The organism is Dolichospermum lemmermannii CS-548, assembly GCF_028330815.1.
In the GTDB taxonomy this organism is placed as follows: Bacteria; Cyanobacteriota; Cyanobacteriia; order Cyanobacteriales; family Nostocaceae; genus Dolichospermum; species Dolichospermum lemmermannii.
This window is the reverse complement of record NZ_JAQMTJ010000274.1, coordinates 18714-35672: the sequence shown is the minus strand read 5'-3', so window position 1 is coordinate 35672 and position 16959 is coordinate 18714. Positions and strand designations below refer to the sequence as shown.

General features: G+C 37.8%; 11 protein-coding genes. 6 read left to right on the top strand and 5 right to left on the bottom strand.

The window, feature by feature from the left end:
• Positions 1-189: 189 nt before the first annotated feature.
• Both PN450_RS19085 and PN450_RS19080 read right to left on the bottom strand, forming a co-directional pair.
• A complete protein-coding gene (locus PN450_RS19085) occupies positions 190-624 on the bottom strand; it encodes a hypothetical protein (RefSeq protein WP_168633924.1) in 435 nt (144 codons plus the stop codon).
• 190 nt (positions 625-814) lie between these two features.
• Entirely contained in the window at positions 815-3685 is a 2871-nt protein-coding gene (locus PN450_RS19080; protein WP_271837221.1) for a cation-translocating P-type ATPase, read from the bottom strand.
• A gap of 17 nt (positions 3686-3702) precedes the next feature.
• Between PN450_RS19080 and PN450_RS19075 the strand changes: the two genes are divergently transcribed.
• Together PN450_RS19075 and PN450_RS19070 are read left to right on the top strand one after the other, a co-directional pair.
• Positions 3703-4056, top strand: coding sequence for a hypothetical protein (locus PN450_RS19075; protein ID WP_271837220.1), 354 nt, complete (start codon positions 3703-3705; stop codon positions 4054-4056).
• A gap of 22 nt (positions 4057-4078) precedes the next feature.
• A complete protein-coding gene (locus tag PN450_RS19070) occupies positions 4079-5761 on the top strand; it encodes a transglutaminase domain-containing protein (RefSeq protein WP_271837223.1) in 1683 nt (560 codons plus the stop codon).
• 534 nt (positions 5762-6295) lie between these two features.
• On the opposite strand, the gene tnpA is transcribed toward PN450_RS19070, so the two are convergent.
• The 3 genes from tnpA to PN450_RS19055 form a co-directional block, all read right to left on the bottom strand.
• Positions 6296-6766: an IS200/IS605 family transposase gene (gene tnpA, locus PN450_RS19065; protein ID WP_271837219.1), complete on the bottom strand. Its 471-nt coding sequence runs from the start codon at positions 6764-6766 to the stop codon at positions 6296-6298.
• A 232-nt stretch (positions 6767-6998) separates the two neighbouring features.
• Positions 6999-7856 (bottom strand): hypothetical protein, encoded by an 858-nt coding sequence (locus tag PN450_RS19060; protein WP_271837218.1) that lies wholly within the window; start codon positions 7854-7856, stop codon positions 6999-7001.
• A gap of 57 nt (positions 7857-7913) precedes the next feature.
• Positions 7914-9806, bottom strand: a complete 1893-nt coding sequence (locus PN450_RS19055) for a sensor histidine kinase (protein WP_271837217.1) — start codon at positions 9804-9806, stop codon at positions 7914-7916.
• 466 nt (positions 9807-10272) lie between these two features.
• Here PN450_RS19055 and PN450_RS19050 point away from each other — a divergent pair, with 466 nt between their 5' ends.
• The 4 genes from PN450_RS19050 to PN450_RS19035 all read left to right on the top strand — a co-directional run bounded on the left by PN450_RS19050 (position 10273) and on the right by PN450_RS19035 (position 16947).
• Positions 10273-10962 (top strand): RibD family protein, encoded by a 690-nt coding sequence (locus PN450_RS19050; protein ID WP_271837222.1) that lies wholly within the window; start codon positions 10273-10275, stop codon positions 10960-10962.
• A gap of 51 nt (positions 10963-11013) precedes the next feature.
• On the top strand, positions 11014-12183 hold the full coding sequence (locus PN450_RS19045; protein ID WP_271837216.1) for a GNAT family N-acetyltransferase: 1170 nt from the start codon (positions 11014-11016) through the stop codon (positions 12181-12183).
• Positions 12184-12297: 114 nt separating this feature from the next.
• A complete protein-coding gene (locus tag PN450_RS19040; RefSeq protein ID WP_015083143.1) occupies positions 12298-12687 on the top strand; it encodes a DUF4346 domain-containing protein in 390 nt (129 codons plus the stop codon).
• A gap of 324 nt (positions 12688-13011) precedes the next feature.
• Positions 13012-16947 (top strand): response regulator, encoded by a 3936-nt coding sequence (locus tag PN450_RS19035; RefSeq protein WP_271837215.1) that lies wholly within the window; start codon positions 13012-13014, stop codon positions 16945-16947.
• The last annotated feature ends 12 nt before the right edge of the window (positions 16948-16959 follow it).

Below are 16959 nucleotides of genomic sequence, written 5' to 3'. Positions count from 1 at the left end.
TCAAATATTTTTTACCCCACCCTAACCCTCCCCTTGTAAAGGGGAGGGAACTGGATTTTTATTGTTTCCCCCCTTTACAAGGGGAAAGGGGGGTAGCAATGTGATGAAAATTACGGAATACCACTTTTCAAACATCCTCTCAGAAGTCGGGGATCTTTTGGGAATTTTTCGGGAGATGAGAAAATTTTTTTAAGATCCTGTTACCAAACTTACTTGGTATTTTTTAGAATCGCTTTTCATACATATAAAGTCATTTAATGGGTCGTATGTATCAAAATTCCTAAGATTTTCCTCTTTGTTTATATCATTTTCCAAATACGCTAGGGCTAATGTGGAAGTAACATAAATATTTCCATGTTGTTTGAAAGCTTTGACTAATTCAGATTCAGGAGGATAGTCTTTTAATAAATGTTCAGCGAGATATCCTGTGACAATTATGCCTTTCAAACCCGTTTCTTTGTACCCTTCCTTAGCGATCATCAATGATATACTATCACCATCGAGATGAGATAAATTATCGTAATCCTCAAAAAACGGGCAAAAAACTTTCATAAGATTTCTGACAGGATTTTTAACTTTCCCGTAGTTGGGATCTTGCTGTTTTCTCCGTTTGGATTCACCCATGATAGCTATCTCCTAATTAATTCTAGAATTGTACCCGCACCCAAAGGGTTTTCTTATCTCGTCGAAGTTGATTTTTAGATACATATTGATGAATAATTGGTAATAAATATCAGAATCAGGATAAAAAAATCCAAAGATCATGAAATTACATCCTGTTAATTTGCAAGTCCTGATTCTGACAATTTACCAATTAAACAGTTTTTTTGCCCATTAAGCGGAAGAATATTTTTTCCCCTTCAATCCAGACAAACATTAAAGCACTAAAGCCAATACAAATTGCTAATTCTTCTAAACTGAGTGGATGAGTACCAAAGAAACTTTGCAGGGGTGGAACATAAATTAACATCAATTGCAAAATCGTGGTGACAATGACTGACCCCAATACAAAGGGATTAGAAAAAGGATTCATTTCGATAGTAAGTCTATTATTAGAGCGAATAGCGATCGCATGACCCATTTGCGCTAGACATAATGAAGTAAATACCATTGTCTTCCAAGTATCTGGATCTCCTTGATACCCGGCTGCATGAGAATGATGGTAAGCCCATTCCATGAGGATAATTGTAATCACAGCGAAGACAATCCCAATGCGAACCATGTAAGAACCTAAACCCCTAGCAAAAATACTTTCACGGGGACTAAAGGGGGGACGTTCCATCACATCAGGTTCAGGGGGTTCTACAGCTAATGCTAAAGCTGGTAAACCATCTGTTACCAAATTCATCCAGAGAATTTGTAAAGGACTCAAGGGAACACCACCCAAACCCAACAATGGCGCAGCGGCAATGGTGAGAACTTCCCCAATATTACTACCTAAAATGTATTTAATAAAGCGGCGAATATTGGTATAAACAACTCTACCTTCCTTGGTGGCAGCAACTATGGTGGCGAAGTTATCATCTAGGAGGATCATGTCGCTGGCTTCTTTGCTCACATCTGTACCTGTGATGCCCATGGCAATGCCTATATCAGCTTGTTTGAGGGCGGGAGCATCATTCACCCCATCGCCTGTCATCGCCACAAATCGCCCGCGACGTTGCAAGGCTTGGACAATTCTTAATTTATGTTCAGGGGAGACTCTAGCGTAAATACTCACTAAGTCCACCTGTTCCTCTAATTCCTGGTCACTGAGGAGTTGTAATTCCTTACCAGTGAGGACTCTATCACCTGCTTGGGCAATTCCCAAATCAGTAGCGATCGCTTGAGCAGTTAATTGATGGTCGCCAGTAATCATAATCGGACGGATTCCCGCGTGGCGACATTCTTGCACAGCCGCCCTCACCTCTGGACGAGGCGCGTCTAGCATTCCCACCAACCCCAACCAAACCAAATCTACCTCAGATGTATCCTCTGAACCATCTGGGGGAACTTCAGCCAAAGGTTTATAAGCAAAACCTAACACCCGCAAACCTTTACCCGCCATTTGGTCATTAGCTACCAAAATTTGGCTACGGTGTTCGTCATTGATAGGAATTGAGTGATTACCTAAATGGATTTTTGTACACCGTTCCAAAGTTAATTCTGGTGAACCCTTGGTAAACATCAGATATTGTTCAGATTCCACAAAACCAGCAATGGCTGGGTCAATGGCGGTTAAAGAAGTATCACCAGTAGCTACAGCTTCTAATTGACAAATCACACTCATGCGCTTCCGTTCCGAGGAAAAGGGAAATTCGGAGACACGAGGTAATTTACTACTCCATTGGTCTTGTTCAATTCCGGCTTTTCCTGCCAAAGTCACTAAAGCCCCTTCTGTCGGGTCGCCTAAAATTGCCCATTCTCCTTGTTGTTGTTGCAGAACAGCATCATTACAAACCGCACAGGAAACAAGCAAAGCAGAAATTTCTGGACATTCATCTAAATTGGCTTTTTCACCATTTAACTGAAAATCGCCAATGGGAGTATAACCTTCTCCAGTGACGCGAAAGGGAGAATTATTGGTGTACACAGACTGTACCACCATTTTATTTTGAGTTAGAGTTCCGGTTTTATCAGAACAAATAGTAGTTACAGAACCAAGAGTTTCTACCGCTGGGAGTTTGCGAATTAAAGCATTATGCTTGACCATGCGCTGAGTTCCCAAAGCCAGAGTCACAGTGATTACCGCAGGTAAACCTTCAGGAACTACCGCCACCGCCATACTTAAAGAAACTTCCACCAGTTCTTGTAAATTCTTCCAACCTATTCCTTTAGTTAGATCATGAATAAGTCCACCACCAACTACTATGGCTACAAGAATTAAAGAACCAGTAACGAGAACGTTACCCAATTGGGTCATGCGTTGCTGTAAAGGCGTAGGTTCACCGTCCACAGACTGCAACATAGCGGCAATTTTGCCTAGTTCTGTTCGCATTCCGGTGTGAGTTACCAGTACCTTAGCCCGACCTTGGACAACTTCCGTACCTTGAAAAACTGAATTGAGGCGATCGCCTAAGGGTGCATCTTCTGGTAATGTAAGAATGGCTTGCTTATTGACAGCTTCGGCTTCACCTGTGAGAGCCGATTCTCGCACTTGCAAATTAGACTGTTCTATTAAGCGACCATCAGCAGCTATTTGCACCCCAGCTTCCAGCAGCATCACATCCCCTGGAACTAGCTCCTTCGCGGCTATATCCGCCAGTTTACCATCACGGAGGATTCGGACTGAGGGAGAAGATAGTTTTTTCAAGGCTGCTAGAGCTTTTTCAGCCCGGCTTTCTTGCACATAGCCCAAAATACCATTGAGGATAACGATAGCCATAATGGCAATTGTGTCTTTAAATGGCACTTCACCGGGTTTTAATGTCCCCCCAGTCAAAGCCACCAAATCCAAAAGGCCAGAAATGAGGGCAACGGCAATCAGCATCAATAACATGATATTGGTAAACTGATCTAGCAGAATTTGCCAAGGGCCACGACCGACCTGTTCTTCGAGTTCATTAAGTCCATATTTTTGGCGACGCTGTTCAACTTCTTGGGAGGTTAAGCCGCTGTTTGCGTCACTATCAAGCATTTCTAAGGCTTTATCAACTTCTAAACCATGCCAAAGGTTGGTAGATTCAGGTAAAGAATGAGCAGACATCGTGTAAGTTACAGGAAATGGTTACAAAATTCGATCATAATTTAGTGGTGTCCGAAAATGTGGAATTGGTCAATTGTCAGTTGTTAGTAGGGGCGAAGCATTTGGAAGATAAATTATCGGTCATTGCCAAAAATAGTTCTGCAAATGCTTCGCCCGTACAGTTGTTAGTAGGGGCGAAGCATTTGGAAGATAAATCATCGGTCATTGCCAAAAATAGTTCTGCAAATGCTTCGCCCGTACAGTTGTTAGTAGGGGCGAAGCATTTGGAAGATAAATCATCGGTCATTGCCAAAAATAGTTCTGCAAATGCTTCGCCCGTACAGTTGTTAGTTGCAAAAAAATATTTCTCTTCCCTGTTCCCTCTTCCCTAATAAATAATAATTTATGACTAATATGCTTAATGATATAAGTTTTCCAGTACCCAGTTTGACGGTGAACCAGATGTTTGGGCAAAAAATAATCAGACCAGTTACTGCTGCTACCTTGTACGGTATTGCTTTTATCAAGGATAGACTTATTGCTATTGATACGGTTAAAGGTCATTTATTAGAAATTGACCCTCTTACCGACAACAGCAAAATTATCAATCCCCACCAAGTCCGCGAATTTAAAGAAGTTACCGGTTTAGCTGTGTGGGAAGATGATCTGTGGGTGACTCGTGATAATAGTGTCTATTTATGTAAATTGGCATCTTTAGGGTTAGAGCATTTTGTAACTTTACCCTATCCCGCTGATGGTGTTGCCGTTTGGGAATCTACCGTTTATGTTAGTTGCCAAAGACTTGGCTATATTTTGATTTTTAACCGGGATACCCGCAAGGAAATCACCAGATTTTATGCCCCTGGTGTCGGTATCGAAAACTTGGCAGTTAGTAAAGAAACTTTATGGGTATGCGATCGCACGGAACAAACAGTTTACTCTATGGATAGGGCAACTGGAGAAGTGCGTTTCAGTGTTCTCACGGCTTTTGATTCTCCTACAGGTATCGCAGTTCAGGGGCAGGATGACACAGGCAAAGATCGTATTTATGTAGCATACTCCAGCGAAGAGCCTTATATTCGGGATAATCCCAATGCTGACCCTTGTTTTGAATTAACCTACCGCGATCGCACATTTATTCATTCTCTACAATATCATTACCAAGAGGATAAACGCTACGCCCTCTCTAATGGCTATCTGATAGAAATGTCTTATGTTGAAGAAATTTCCCCCCTTGATGAAATTTATTTAGCCGATATAGAATGGCGCATAGCCCTACCCTCAGAAACCCAACGGCAAAAAGTCCGACAAGTTGAACCCATTGGTTTACCATTCACAGAAGAAATCATTGACGGACAAAGAGTAGCCGTATTTAAATTTGATGCCCTTGCCCCCGGTGAACGTCACATATTTGGCTGGAAGGCATTAGTAGAAGTACGCGGCATTAAACATCGCATCACCCCTAAAGATGTCGAAGATGTTCCAGAACTGTCACCAGAATTAAAAACCCGCTATCTGGTAGATGATGACGATTTAGCAATGGATACAGATATTGTTATCCGTGCAGCCCGCACAGCCGTTGGTACAGAAACTAATCTGTTACGGAAAATGTACAGTATCCGCAACTACGTTTATGATCAATTGTCTTATGCCATTAAACCTCATATTGATTCACCCGATATAGCTTTAGATCGGGGTACTGGTTCATGTGGCGAATATGTAGGCGTATTACTAGCACTTTGTCGCCTGAATGGTATTCCTTGCCGCACCGTTGGTAGATATAAATGTCCAGTTTATGCCGAACACCAGGGAATTCCCCTCCAACCCGATTTTAATCATGTTTGGTTAGAGTTTTATATTCCGGGAATTGGTTGGTTGCCAATGGAATCTAATCCTGATGATCTGGAAGAAGGTGGACCATATCCTACACGATTCTTTATGGGCTTATGCTGGTATCATATCGAAATTGGTAAAGGTATCACTTTTGAAACCTTAACCAGAGATGGAATTCGCTTAACGAAAGAAGAGGTTTCCCTGGGTGACTTAGCTATTAACCATATTAGCTTCACAATTCTGAAGGAATTACCACCTTTTTAATTTTTGATTGAGGAACGAAACCCAACGTAAAATGTGTCTGATTCCGCCTCAGAATGAATTCTGACGCTAATAAGCAAAAAGTCCGCCTCAGAATTCATTCTGATAGCCTGCGTGGCGAAGCCATGGCTAATAGCAAAAGTAAGCTAAAGCTGACTAAGGATAAATTTTGGGAAAGCATCATAAAAATATAGTCGGCTTGAGCTGGCTTTCGTTATGAGACTGGGAATTCATTCCCTGGCGGTTGCGAAAGATGAAATTTTGGGAAAGCATCATAAAAATATAGTCGGCTTGAGCCGGCTTTCGTTATGAGACTGGGAATTCATTCCCTGGCGGTTGCGAAAGATGAAATTTTGGGGAAACATCATAAAAATATAGTCGGCTTGAGCCGACTTTTGTTATGAGACTGGGAATTCATTCCCTGGCAGTTGCGAAAGATGAAATTTTAGGAAAGCATCATAAAAATACAGTCGGCTTGAGCCGACTTTTGTTATGAGACTGGGAATTCATTCCCTGGCTTTCATTATGAGACTTTCATTATGAGACTGAAAATTCATTCTCAGGCGGTTGCGAAAGATAAAATTTTGTGGGAGCATCATCATCTTGATTATGTTCTTCCAAAGATGCAATTGTTGTGCCATTTGAATGATGCTCCTTTTGATTTCTCACATAAATAACCGCTTGTTCCAATTGTTTTCTCCCCAGTGAAAAAACCCCATATCCTCTTTGCCAACCAAAGGTATCTTCTCCAGGAGATAAATGATTAATATAATGGGTGCTACTGCCTTTAATTTTTTGCACAAAATCAGAAATGGAAATCTTTGGCGGAATAGAAGCCACTAAATGAATATGATTTTCTATGCCGTCAATAGCATGAATAATAGTACCAAGTTCATCAGCTTTGCTAATAATGTAACCGTAAAGTTTCCCTTCCTGTTCCCTGGTAATTAGTGGCTGACGCTCTTTTGTTGCCCAAACCAGATGATAATAAAGTCTCCACAAAGCCATAAATACACCTTATTTATGATTCTAAATATTCTCATATTTAATATTCCCATAAATACAGAAAAATATAGTCCGCCTCAGAATGAATTCTAAGGCTAATAGCAAAAGTAAGCTAAAGCTGACTAAAGATAAAATTTTGGGAAATCATCATAAAAATACAGTCGGCTTGAGCCGACTTTTGTTATGAGACTGGGAATTAATTCCCTGGCGGTTGCTTAACCCAACCTACGATTTTCTATTCTACATTTACCCAAAAATCTGCGGTTTTGATTTGTCCATTGCGATTAAATTGCATCCACATTTTATATGTTCCTGGTTTGGGGAATTTAGTATGAAATTCGATTTTCCCATCTGGAGTATTTTTGATTGCGTGTGCATGGATATAATCAGATGAAGTCAGGGGAGATGAACTTTTGACAATTACTAAATGTCCTTTTTCACCTAAATAAGGTTGTAAATCTTGAATTGGTTGATTTTTGTTGTCTTTTAAATCGAAGCTTAAAGTTACTGATTGACCGGCTTTAATATTTTTTTCAGAAATATTCAGATTGACTTTAGTATCTGAGATAGTTTTAGTTTTGGTGAACTTTTCTAAATTTTTTGGTAATGGAACTGTACCAGGAATTGTAATATTCATTAATGAGACATTTTCCTTATTTCCAGCAGGTTTATAATCACTAAAAAGTGTATAATTTCCTGACTCTGGAAAATTTGCAGTTACTTCAAAGCGACCATTTTCTCTATATTCGGGATGAATATGATCAAAAAATTGTAAATCATCTCTCACAACAATTAAGTGCATGATTTTTTCTTGGAAAATGTCAAACTTATTCACAGGTTTTCCCGTAGAGTCTTGAATATCAATAACTAAGTTAATTGGTTGATTTGGTGATAAACTTTTCGGAGCAGTTAATTTAACTTTGGTAGTTATTTGTGAATTATTTTCATGATTCATATTTTTCATGGAATGTCCATCATGATTCGTCATTATACTAGGTGAAACTTGTGTTTCGTTAGATTTAGTATTTGATGAACAACCAGGAGCTAATAGTAAAGTTGTAACTACAAAAATACTTGAAAAAAATCGCTTCATTTTAGGAGGGTGGTAATTTGAAATTTATTGTTTGCGGAACATTTCTCAGAGCCAGAATTAACTCCTAACTCCATTTATGACCACATCTTTTTTTTCTGGATTAGGTAATAAAGCCAGATCAATCAAAGGTAATTTAATAATTACTGTTGTTCCTTGATTTAACCCCAAACTCTCTAAAGTGATTTTACCACCCATGAGTTCAATTAAATTCCGAGAGATTGCTAAACCCAATCCAGTTCCTTCAAACTTGCGCGTAGTTGTCCCGTCAACCATCACAAAGGGACGAAATAGTTTACCTTGTTCTCCTGGATCAATACCAATTCCTGTATCTTTAATAGAAACTAAAACATACTGCTGATGACGATTAATACTCATGGTAATTTGAATACTACCTTCATCAGTGAATTTAGTAGCATTACCAATAATATTAATTAACACTTGTTTGAGTTTAATGGAATCAGACTTTATAGGAATAGGCTTATCACCTATATCACAAATTAATTGTAGTCCTTTATATTGGATATTAACTGATTGTAAGTTAATTACCTCTAATAATAATTGTCGTAAATCTAGCGGTACTGTAATTACAGAAAGTTTACCAGCTTCTATTTTAGAAATATCTAGCAAATCATTAATTATTCCTAATAAATGAATTGCTGTATCGTCGGCTTTTTTAAGAAACTCTAATTCTTCTTCTCTACTATCACATAAATCATCACGCACTAACCGCACACAGTTAATAATAATATTCAGTGGATTTCTTAATTCGTGAGAAGTTGTGGCTAGAAATTGACTTTTCACTTGATTGGCTGATTTAGCTTCTTTCCAAGCAATTTCTAATTCTTCAGCCCAATCTTTGAGTCTTTCTACCATTTGATCTAATGCTTGAGCTAGTTGGTTAAATTCTCGAATTTTGAAGTTGCGGGGAATGGGTTGTGCTGCGTGGTGACTATGAAGATTAATAGCATAGTCGCGGAGTTCTTCTACTGGACCTGCTAAATAAGGAACTAAATAAAATGATGCCAATAAACTTGCACCAATTAAACCAACTGTTAAAACAATGAGAATTAGTTTAATTTCTTCTAAACCAAATAGGGCATTTTCTACACTTGTAACTGCTAGGACAATCCATCTTTGTGATGGTTTTGTAGTGATAGGTTTAGTAGTAGCTGTAAAACCTGCAACCAGTTCTTGTCCTTCTATAAAGGATAAATTACTGGAATTATTACTTCCACCCAAGGCATTTTTAACTATAGCTTGGATTCTGTCTACATCGGCATAATCTTTAATATTAGTACCGATTCTTTCTGGTAATGGATGAGCTAAAACTCTACCGTCTTCAGCAATGACTACCAAAAAACCCGTTAATGAGCCTGGATGATTGGGATTTTGTTGATATAATGTGGTTTTCATGCTTAATCGGTAGGCTAAATTACCACGTTGATTAGAAACAGGAATTGATAAAAATAATTGTAGTTGATTTTGTTTGTCTCTTTTACCAGTTTTCCCCGATTGGGATGGTAATATAAATTGAATATCAACGTCATTGCTGGTAAGAGATAAACCTGATGGCATAATTTCTTGAACACCACAACTACTGGCAATTATCTCACCTTTTTTAATTTGGGTTAATTGGAGACAATCAGTTTGGGTTGGTAGTTGTTTTTTTAGTTCTTTAAGAAATTGTTCAATTTGGAAAGGTGAACCTGATTGAATTACTTTGGTTTGACTAGCTGTAATTAAATTGGAGCGTAAAGCGGCAATATCATCAGTAATTTTTTCTCCTTTGTTAACTGCACTTTCTGTTAAATTTTGTTGAGCAGTATTTAACAAACTAGAACGAGCTTTATTCAAGGCAACCATTTCTCCTACTAATAAAACTGGGATAAATACTAGCAGTATTCTTGTTACTAATATTTGTCGAAATGACGATTGACGAGATTTAGCCATTGTTTGTCTCACTTCGCATCTTCAAACTACAATAATAAAGATATGAAATTACACTAGTCAAGGGAGACATTTTATTAGTTGATGATGAGTTTACTATTAATTTAAATTTCCAAGTTAAAAAGGAGAGAACAGGTAAGAATTAGAAATTTAAAAAATATCTCGCTAATGACTGAAACATAAATTTATCAATCTTCCATCAATATCTTGTTCATTTTTTGTTGGTTGGGTTAAGCGACAGCGCAACCCGACGCTCATGTTGGGTTTCATCCTTCAACCCAACCTACAAATCAAGACTTTTCTCGATTTGGACAAAGTATTGTTCCATATACCAAATTTTATAAAATGTAGATTAAATAGTGACTGTTGTTGCATATTCATATTAATGGTGTAAAATTATTCAAAATTATCTTGTAGCTATAGATTTTTCAATAATCTATCCCCTCACAAAAAATATCAAAGCAACCCAATCATGCAAAATCGTCCTCATACCACAGTAGTTTTAGCCATGAGTGTTGATGGTAAAATAGCAGATTTTAGGCGATCGCCTGCGCGGTTTGGCTCATTGGTTGATAAAATACACCTGGAGAAACAAATTGCTGCATCTGATGCCATTTTATTTGGTGCTGGTACTCTTCGTGCCTACAGTACAACAATGACCATCACAGAGACAATACTCTTGCAACAAAGAAAAAAAGCAGACAAGCATCCCCAGCCAGTTAATATAGTGATTTCCCGTTCAGGCAATCTGAATCCGGACATTAAATTTTTTCAACAACCGGTGAGACGGTGGTTACTCACAACCTCTCTAGGGGCTTATTTTTGGCAAGAAAGATCAGAGTTTGAACAAGTTTTAGTCTTTGAAACTGCTGCCAAAGAAATTGACATTTTGGCTGCTTTAAAATATTTAGCACGGTTAAAAATTACCCGTCTAGCTATTTTGGGAGGAGGACAATTAGTGGCATCTTTCCTAGAATCTGATTTAATTGATGAAATCTGGCTCACTATTTGTCCATTAATTTTAGGTGGTAGTATTGCCCCTTCACCTGTGGAGGGGACAGGATTTTTAGCTGATCTTGCTCCTAAGTTACAATTATTAGAAGTATCCACAATAGAGCAAGAAGTATTTTTACACTATAGGATAATTCAGGAGTCATAAGTCAGGATTCAGGCGTAAATTCAAAATATAAAATTGTTGGGAAATTACACAATGATCAAAGAACACAAACCCCATTATTCTCTTGTTTGGACGCACACAATCGCCGATGTTCCCCAAGCAGACTGGGATGCTTTAGCAATGCCGTTAAAAACGCCTTTTTTAGAATGGGATTGGTTGCACAATTTGGAAATATCCCAAAGTGTTACAGCCAATACAGGTTGGTTGCCAAATCACTTGATTTTGTGGCGAGATAAAACTTTAATTGCGGCTGCTCCTTTATATTTAAAAGGACATAGCCAGGGCGAATTTGTTTTTGATCAGCAGTGGGCAGAATTAGCTTCCCGTTTAGGAATAGAGTATTATCCAAAACTGCTAGGAATGACACCATTTACCCCGGCTGAAGGCTATCGGTTTTTAATAGCTGCGGGAGAAGATGAGGAAGAAATTACGGCGGTAATGCTCCATGAAATTGATAGTTTTTGTGTGAAACATCGGATTTCTGGCTGTCATTTTCTTTATGTTGATCCCCAATGGCGACCAATTTTAGAACGCCAGGGATTTACAACTTGGCTACATCATAATTATGTTTGGGAAAATGCTAATTTTCAAACTTTTGATGATTATTTGACTGGATTTAATGCCAATCAAAGACGCAATATTAAACGGGAACGCAAAGCTGTAGAAAAGGCTGGTTTAAAATTGCAAGCATTAACAGGTGAGGAAATTCCTAATTCTCTGTTTCCGTTAATGTATGATTTCTATGCTGATACTTGCGATAAGTTTGGTTGGTGGGGAAGTAAGTATTTAACCAAGAACTTTTTTGAACAGTTGCACCATAATTATCGGCATCGAGTCGTATTTTTTGCCGCTTATAATGAGCAAGATCCACGTCAACCTGTGGGGATGTCCTTTTGTTTATTCAAAGAAGACAAACTATATGGACGCTATTGGGGGAGTTTTCAGGACATAGATTGCTTACATTTTGATGCTTGTTATTATGCACCAATTGAATGGGCGATCGCTCATGGTATCCAAAATTTTGACCCAGGAGCAGGTGGTAAACATAAAAAACGTCGGGGATTCCCTGCTACTGCTAATTACAGCCTTCACCGCTTTTACAACAACCGTTTAGGACAAATTATTTTGCCTTGGGTTCGGGAAGTAAATCAAATGGAACAAAAAGAAATGGATGCTATTAATGCAGAGTTACCTTTTAAATAAGGAAATATATCCCCGACTTCTCATAGATCCCCGACTTCTCAAAGAAGTCGGGGATCTGCATATTGCAGATTGATGTAATCTAAGAATACTGTTTCTATGAATTTAATTTTGATAATGCATAAGGATTTACTACTTGAAGATTTGACAGCAATTGATCATAAACTTTCTCAGCGTTATATTGATCTTGACCCCAAGGGCTATTTTATTATCTACATAGATCAAAATGAAAGGTTAATTTATGCAAAGCACTTCACTAATGTCATTAATGAACGTGGTTTAGCAGTAGATCCGGAAACAGGTCAGGTGATTCCAGTTCGCGGTAAAGTGGAAAGAACTCACACCACCGTATTTAGTGGCCGTACAGCCAAGGAACTGTGTATTAAGATTTTTGAAGAAACTCCAGATTGTCTTGTAACCTTCTTAGACCATGCAGCTTATTTAGGTAGAGAATTTGTGCGGGCTGAAATGGCTTTAGTGTCAGGAAAAGAATACATTCAAGATTAGATACAATAGTAAAGACGGGGAATTAGTTACTAATTCCCACTTAGAGGATGTTTGAAAAGTGGTATTCCGTAATTTTCATCACATTGCTACCCCCCTTAGTCCCCCCTTGTAAAGGGGGGAAACAATAAAAATCCAGTTCCCTCCCCTTTACAAGGGGAGGGGTAGGGTGGGGTAAAAAATATTTGATACATCAACCATAACTTTTCAAACACCCTCTTACTTATGCTTCAAAAAAGAAAAAAATAATACATTTCTCCACTTTTTTCAAAAAAATTATTAAAACAAAACTAGAAAATCTTTTGAATTAAGTAATAAAATTACAACATGAAAGAATTATCACCTCATGATGAAACCGCCAGAATAGAGGCACTATTACAGTACAAGATTCTGGATACTGCACCGGAAGCTGCTTTTGATGATTTAACTCGTTTAGCAGCTTATATTTGTGGAACTCCCATAGCTTTAGTAAGTTTGATTGACACAAACCGGCAATGGTTTAAGTCTAAAGTCGGTTTAGAGGCATTAGAAACACCTCGTGATATTGCTTTTTGTACTCACGCCATTTGCCAAAAAGATGTTTTCATTGTTCCTGATGCCACTCTTGACAACAGATTTGCTACCAATCCCTTAGTCACATCCGAGCCTAATATTCGATTTTATGCAGGTGTACCTCTAGTTGATGCTGAGGGTTATGGTTTAGGAACGTTGTGCGTGATTGATAATGTGCCAAGGGAACTCACGGCTGAACAACTAGAGGCTTTGAAAATACTGGGTTGCCAAGTCATGAAACAGCTAGAACTACGACGCAATTTAGATAGCTTACTATTGGTAACTACTCAACATCAAAAACAAAAGAAAGCTAACAAACAATTTTTTGTGAAAATAGGCGGCTGGTTTGGCTTAACATCATCAATTTTAGTGATAATTGGGATATTTTCCTATCAAAATATTAAAGAAATTGTCAATATAAATAATCAGCAAAAACAGACATTAGCACAATATGAAAGAATCAATAAATTTAATCAAAAAGACCAAGAAATTCTTCAGCAACAATCAATAAAATTAACTAATAATACACATAGTATGCTGCTTGGATTCGAGATTGCTATCAGTTTGTATCTCATAATTATGGCGATGATTTACTACCTTATTTATCGGGAAATCATTGCCCGCAAATGGGTAGAGGAATCTCTAAAAACAGAACGTAATTTCATTTCTAGTGTTCTAGATACAGCCAGCGTTTTAGTGATGGTTCTCGATGATAAAGGGCAAATTGTCCGCTTCAATCGAGCTTGCGAACAAAATACTGGTTACACCTGTGGAGAAGTTTTAGGGCGATGTTTTTGGCAGCTATTTTTAACCGAGAAAGATCAGCCATCAATTCAAGCTATTTTTGAGCAAATAAAATTAGATAAAAGACCAAGAGAATCAGAAACTTATTGGATAACAAGAGATGGAAGACAACGATTAATTGATTGGTCAAATACTATTCTGCTGGATAGTCAAAACCAAATAGAATACATTGTTAGTACAGGGATAGATATTACTGAGCGCAAACAAAATGAACAATATCTCAGTTTCCAATATGCGGTAACTAATGCCTTAGCAGGAGCTATAAATATTCACAATACCACCCATCGCACCTTAAAAGGAATTTGTCAAACATTGGCATGGGATTGGGGTGAAATTTGGGTTATGGATAAATCAGAAAATATTCTGCGTTGTTTAGATATTTGGTATGAATCAGGTTCAGAATTTAAACAGTTTGAAGAAATTACTAGAAAAATTACTTTTGCTCCAGGAATTGGTCTCCCTGGCCGAATTTTATCTAAATTTCAACCTATTTGGCTAACTGATATTTGTAATGATCAGAATTTTCTGCGAACAGATATTGCTACTCAAATAGGATTGAAAACAGCTTTTGGTTTTCCTATTCGTGGTGGTAATACAAACATTGGGGTCATGGTTTTCTTTAGTAAAAATATGCAGCTAGAAAATGCAGATCTACTGAAAGGGATGATGTCTATTGGCGACCAAATAGGTCAATTTATTAAGCGAAAACAAATAGAAGAAGAACTAAAGCAGCAAAATTTGCGATCACAATTATTAGCCGATATCACTCTAAAAATCCGCGACTCTTTACAAATTGACGAAATCCTCCAAACTAGCGTTACCGAAGTTAAAAGGCTGCTAAAAGCTGATCGTGTCCTCATCTTAGAGTTAGAAGAAAATGGCAATTTAACTGCACGTAAAGAAGCATTGATTCCCGGTATCCCTGTTGTCAGAGGAGAGCAGATTTTTGACCCTTGTTTTGTAGAAAAACACGCCCATAAATATGCTCAACAATGGATTACCAGTATTGATGATATAGAAAAAGCCAATATCCAACTTTGTCACCGACAATTACTGGAAAGATTTCACATCAAAGCCAACCTTGTGATTCCTATTTTTCTCGAAGATGAATTTTGGGGACTGTTGATTGCTCATCAATGTACTCAACCCCGTCATTGGAATACTTGGGAAAGAGAATTCTTGCGATCGCTTGCTGATCAAATCGGTATTGCCTTAGTCCAAGCTAAACTATTAGAATCAGAAATTATTCACCGTCAAGAACTAGAAATAGCTCGACAGGAAGCCGAATCAGCATTACAAGCCAAAAGTAGTTTTTTGGCCAATATGAGTCATGAAATCCGTACGCCAATGAACGCCGTTTTGGGCATGACCGGCTTACTATTAGAAACTCCCCTTAATCCAGAGCAACAAGATTTTTTGGAAACAGTGCGGACTAGTGGTGATGCTCTCTTATCCTTGATTAACGAAATTTTGGATTTATCCAAACTTGAAGCCGGGAAAATGATGCTAGAAACCCTAGATTTTAACCTATCTACCTGCATTCAAGAAGTTATAGAACTGTTAGCACCCCAAGCTCATGATAAAGGACTAGAAATAGCAGCATTAATTCCTGCCAATGTCCCAATTTATATCCAAGGAGATGCTAGTCGTCTGCGACAAGTTATCATGAATTTGATGGGTAATGCGATCAAGTTCACCAGCCAAGGAGAAGTAATTATTCAACTAGAATTAATTTCAGAAACCGATGATACAGCTACCATTCAATTTGCCATCATAGACACAGGTATTGGCATTACCACTGAAGATAAAAATAACCTTTTCCAAGCCTTTACCCAAGTTGATGCTTCTATTACCCGTAAATATGGCGGTACAGGTTTAGGACTAGCCATTTGCCAACAATTAGTAACTTTAATGGGTGGAAAAATTGGCATCAACAGTGAGATTGGTAAAGGTTCTAAATTTTGGTTTAATTTATCTTTTACTAAACAGCCAGAGTCTGTTTCTCAAAATCAAGATTATCAAATTCTTAGTCAGCGACGGTTGTTAGTAGTAGATGACAATACTATCAATCGAGAAATTCTCCACCACCAAGCTATCAGTTGGGGAATGCACATAGATGAAGTTGATTCTGCTATTGCCGGACTTGCAGCTTTAGAAACAGCCGCAACAGAGCAGATGCCCTATGATATTGCCATAATTGATATGCAAATGCCTGAGATAGATGGGTTGACTCTAGCAATACAAATTAGGAAAAATCCAGCTATTGCTAATGTCCCTTTAATTATGCTAACTTCTACTAATCAAAGAGATGAAATAAAAAAGGCATTAGATATAGGATTTATCAGTTATTTAGTCAAGCCGGTTAAGCCTACTCGACTGCTTGATACTATTATGAATATAGTAGGTTCTCAATCGAAAATAAATAATTCTCAGATTGCTATCAATGAAGAGTTGCAAGCAATAAGTAACAAGAATACATCCAAATTAAAGTTGCTGTTAGCAGAAGATAATCTAGTTAATCAAAAAGTCCTTCTCAAGCAACTTCAAAATCTAGGATATCAAGCAGATGCCGTAGCCAATGGTCAAGAAGTATTAGAATTATTAGATAAAATTGCCTATGACTTGATTTTCATGGATTGTCAAATGCCAATTCTCGATGGTTTGGCAGCCACAAAAGAAATTCGTCGTCGTCCAGTAAGTTCCTTTGCTAAACATCAACAACCTGTAGTAATTGCTATTACTGCTAATGCCATGAAAGAAGACAAAAAAATTTGTTTAGATGCTGGTATGGACGATTATTTAAGTAAACCAGTAACTAAAGATAAATTAGCCGCAATGTTAGAACTTTGGAGTCAGAAAATTCTCAAAATACAGAAAATAATTATTCCTGAAGAAACAGTGTTTTAAATAAAAAATAGG